Annotated in this window: 2 protein-coding genes and 1 pseudogene; 1 reads left to right on the top strand and 2 read right to left on the bottom strand. The window is 58.9% G+C overall.

Annotation, left to right across the window (positions count from 1 at the left end; genetic code table 11):
- Positions 1 to 812, top strand: an 812-nt coding sequence (locus tag MN186_RS08990) for a helix-turn-helix domain-containing protein (RefSeq protein ID WP_242114042.1), incomplete at its 5' end; no start/stop codon positions are given.
- A gap of 18 nt (positions 813 to 830) precedes the next feature.
- On the opposite strand, the gene MN186_RS08985 is transcribed toward MN186_RS08990, so the two are convergent.
- Together MN186_RS08985 and MN186_RS08980 are read right to left on the bottom strand one after the other, a co-directional pair.
- Positions 831 to 1580, bottom strand: a complete 750-nt coding sequence (locus tag MN186_RS08985; protein ID WP_242114041.1) for a hypothetical protein — start codon at positions 1578 to 1580, stop codon at positions 831 to 833.
- An 86-nt stretch (positions 1581 to 1666) separates the two neighbouring features.
- Positions 1667 to 3076 (bottom strand): annotated as a pseudogene (locus tag MN186_RS08980) (IS256 family transposase).
- Positions 3077 to 3171 lie beyond the last annotated feature (95 nt).

Here is a 3171-nt window from a genome sequence, read left to right as displayed (position 1 = left end):
TCGCGCGCAACGGGCTTGATGGCTACCAGCTGGATTTTTTCGTCAAGGGGGCCCTGATCGGTGATTGCGATGGAACCGAAATAAAACTGAACCCTGGCGATATCGGTGTTTGGGATTACGCCCAACCGCACAAGGACATCCAAAGTGCGGGTGCCAGCGTTATGATCTACATGCCGCGCGACCAGATTGATAAAGCCACGGGTGGTCGAAGCGCGCACGGTACGGTTTTGCGCGCAGGACAATCGAGCACACGAATTATCACGAACCTTGCTTTCGGCTTTGCGGATGTAATGGCCGACATACCCGTCAAGGACGCAATGATGATGGACCATGCGACAATTGACCTGTTTGCCGCCGCTGTTGCGGGACGCCTGCCCCAAGCAGGCACCAGCGACGCGACAATGCATCAAACCGTGCGACGTCAGATTGTCGAGTTCATCGACAACCACCTGGGCGATACCGAATTGGGGCCGGACATGCTGGTCGATCACTTCCGCATGTCTCGCGCGCAGCTTTACCGTATGTTTCCCAACCGAAACGGTATCGCACAAATCATTCGCGAACGGCGGCTGGCCGCAGCGTACCGAAACCTGCACCAAAGCAGATCAGACTCGATCACAACCATTGCGCACAAATACGGATTTTCAAGCAGCAACCAGTTCCTGCGTGCGTTTCGCAGGCTGTATGGCATAACACCGACAGAAGCGCGCCGGATGCCAATGTCACCGTTGGTTGCCGATCCAGACGTTGCCGGGTTGTCATCTCATCTTGCGACAGCAAGGCAAAACTGGTTCTCGGCCAAGCTTGGATGATGTCGTCTTTGCGCCGGGTTATTGGGCAAGGCTCGCACGGCCTTTGGCTTCGGCCTCTCGTGCCTTCTCGCGGTCCATCTGTATCTGGGCAAGGCCCTTCTCCCATCGGCGCATCTTGAACCAGTTGTCCGAGAAACAGACCTTGCTCCGCGTGTAGCCTTCGCTTTCTTTGGCATAGGCTTTGACCGCCTGCAGCAAGTCGTCGGGCTCTACCCCGGCCTTCACGGCCGCTGCGATCAGGCGCAGACTGGTCCGCCGGTCTCGGATCCTGTCCTCGGGATATGCCGCCAAGATCTTCTCAGCTTCAAGATCTTCAACCTCCTCCGCCACCTCGCGCCTGCGCGTAGGTGGTTTATGGATGGTTTTAGGATGGTTTGGGGTCCACCGTGAACCCCGCACCCCGTTCACCGTGGACCCCGTACCGGGTTCAGGCTGGACGGGGTTCACAGTGACCCCCGTCTCAATGTCGGGCTCAGCCGTGGGTTGGAGCGCGGCAACGCGCTCCAACATAATTCGGTAAATGACGGTGTAGCCGTTCTTACAGTGCCGCCGCCCAGTCTCGATCAAGATCCCTTCACGCAGGAAGTCGATGATGGTTCGCTTAACCGTGCTCTCGCTGAGCTCTGTGTGGCGCTGGATCGTCCTCTTAGAACACCAGATGCCCGAGCCATCATCGCTCGCCTTATCGGCCAGGAACATGATGATCTGCTTGCGCGCGGCGCTGCCAAAGCGGCGCTCAGCGCATTCATTCGCTATGCGCCAGCTCATGATCTCACCGCCAATTGGGTTGAGGTCAGACCGGAAATGCCGTAGGTGTTGGGGCGGAGATATGCGCAGAAGTTGGTGGCGCTTGATCAGGCGGCAGCTTGAAGTTGGCGGATCCCGTCGCGGAACTCGATCCCTTGGATGATCTCGGGCAGTCGGTTTTGACCGTCGAGCTTTCGCCATTTCTTCTGCGCTGACATCATCAGCTTGAAGGCCATGCATTGCCCGGCAGGCGATTGCCTAGCAATCTGCCGAGAGGGGCCAGCCCGGTCTTCCGACTGAGACATCCCTTGGTGCGTTTTGTTCCATGTCGGACGGTGGCGAATGTGCTTTCGATCGGGTTTGACGTGCGGACGTGCTTCCAATGTTCCGCCGGATAGTCGTAGAAGGTCAGCAGCGCGTCGCGGTCCTTGACCAGCTTGGCGACCGCCTTGTCCCATTTCACACCGTATGTTTCGACGAAGAAATCAAAGGCGACGTTGGCTTCGGCTTTGGTCTCGGCCTGCCAGTCTCTCGGGACATTGCTGCGCAATACACTGTCGGCCAATGGATGTCATGGAGGTGGCCTTTGCCTGTATGGATTTTGGCATCGCGTTCAGCACATTCATCGTCTTGTGCACCCAGCATCTTTGCTCACGCGTCGCTGCAAAGACCTCGCGCAGCGCGGTCCAAAACCCCAGGGCTCCGTCACCCCCTCTCGGCAGATTTGCCTTGCAAATCGCCTGCCGGGCGACGGATGGCCAGTTTGGGGTCTTGTTTCAGGCCGCGCCGCTTGAGATCAAGCAGCAGCTCGCCCCAGCTTTGGGTGCTTTCGCGGAAGCTGTCCACTGCCCGGCAGTGTATTGCGCAGCAATGTCACGAGAGGGGGTCATGGCCAGAAGTTCCTTGCGGCTATATTCATCCGCCCCGACGATCACCAGAACGCATTGCTTTTCCTCAGCCATGCGCGGTTTGAAGTAGACCCCGTCGGCCCAGATGTAGAGAAACCGCCGCGAACCGAGGTCGCGTTTCTGCCAAGCCTCGTAGTCCTTCCACCAATCGGCTTTCAGGCGCGTGACGATCTTGGCGGACAGGCCCCTGGCGTTCGGACCCGGCAGCGCCTCCAGCGCCTCGGTGAAATCGCCCGTGGACACACCCTTGAGATACAGCTAGGGCAGCAGTTCCTCGACCGATTTCGTCTTACGCAGATACCGCGGCAGGATGCTGGGCGTGAAGCTGATCCTGTCTTCGCCTGCGCCGCGATCCCGCACGCGAGGCACCTTCACCGGCACTGGACCAATGCCGGTCATCACCTCGCGTTCGGATAAGTGACCATGGCGCACCAGGCGGGCACGCCCATCCTCCAGCCGTTCCCCGGAAAAGGTGTTCAACAGCGCCGCCAACTCGGCGTGGATCGCCTGTTCGATCAGCTTGCGCGCTCCCTCGCGCAGGACGTCGGTGAAGGGATCGGAGGTAAAACCCGATGGATCAGGCAATTGGGTGATGGTAGTCTCTGACATGTGGCATATCCCTTCCTCAGCAGAGAATTGACGGCGACTCGACACCGCCATGATATGCCGCCCCTCAGGACATCACCAACTTTCGCGCGTTTCTC

The organism is Aliiroseovarius sediminis, assembly GCF_022678485.1.
Taxonomy (GTDB): Bacteria; Pseudomonadota; Alphaproteobacteria; order Rhodobacterales; family Rhodobacteraceae; genus Aliiroseovarius; species Aliiroseovarius sediminis.
The sequence above is the reverse complement of the archived record's forward strand: the minus strand, read 5'-3'. Positions and strand labels throughout refer to the sequence as shown.

Coding starts and splice junctions, on each gene's coding strand:
- MN186_RS08985 (WP_242114041.1), bottom strand. CDS start 1,580: ATGAGCTGGCGCATAGCGAATGAATGCGCTGAGCGCCGCTTTGGCAGC.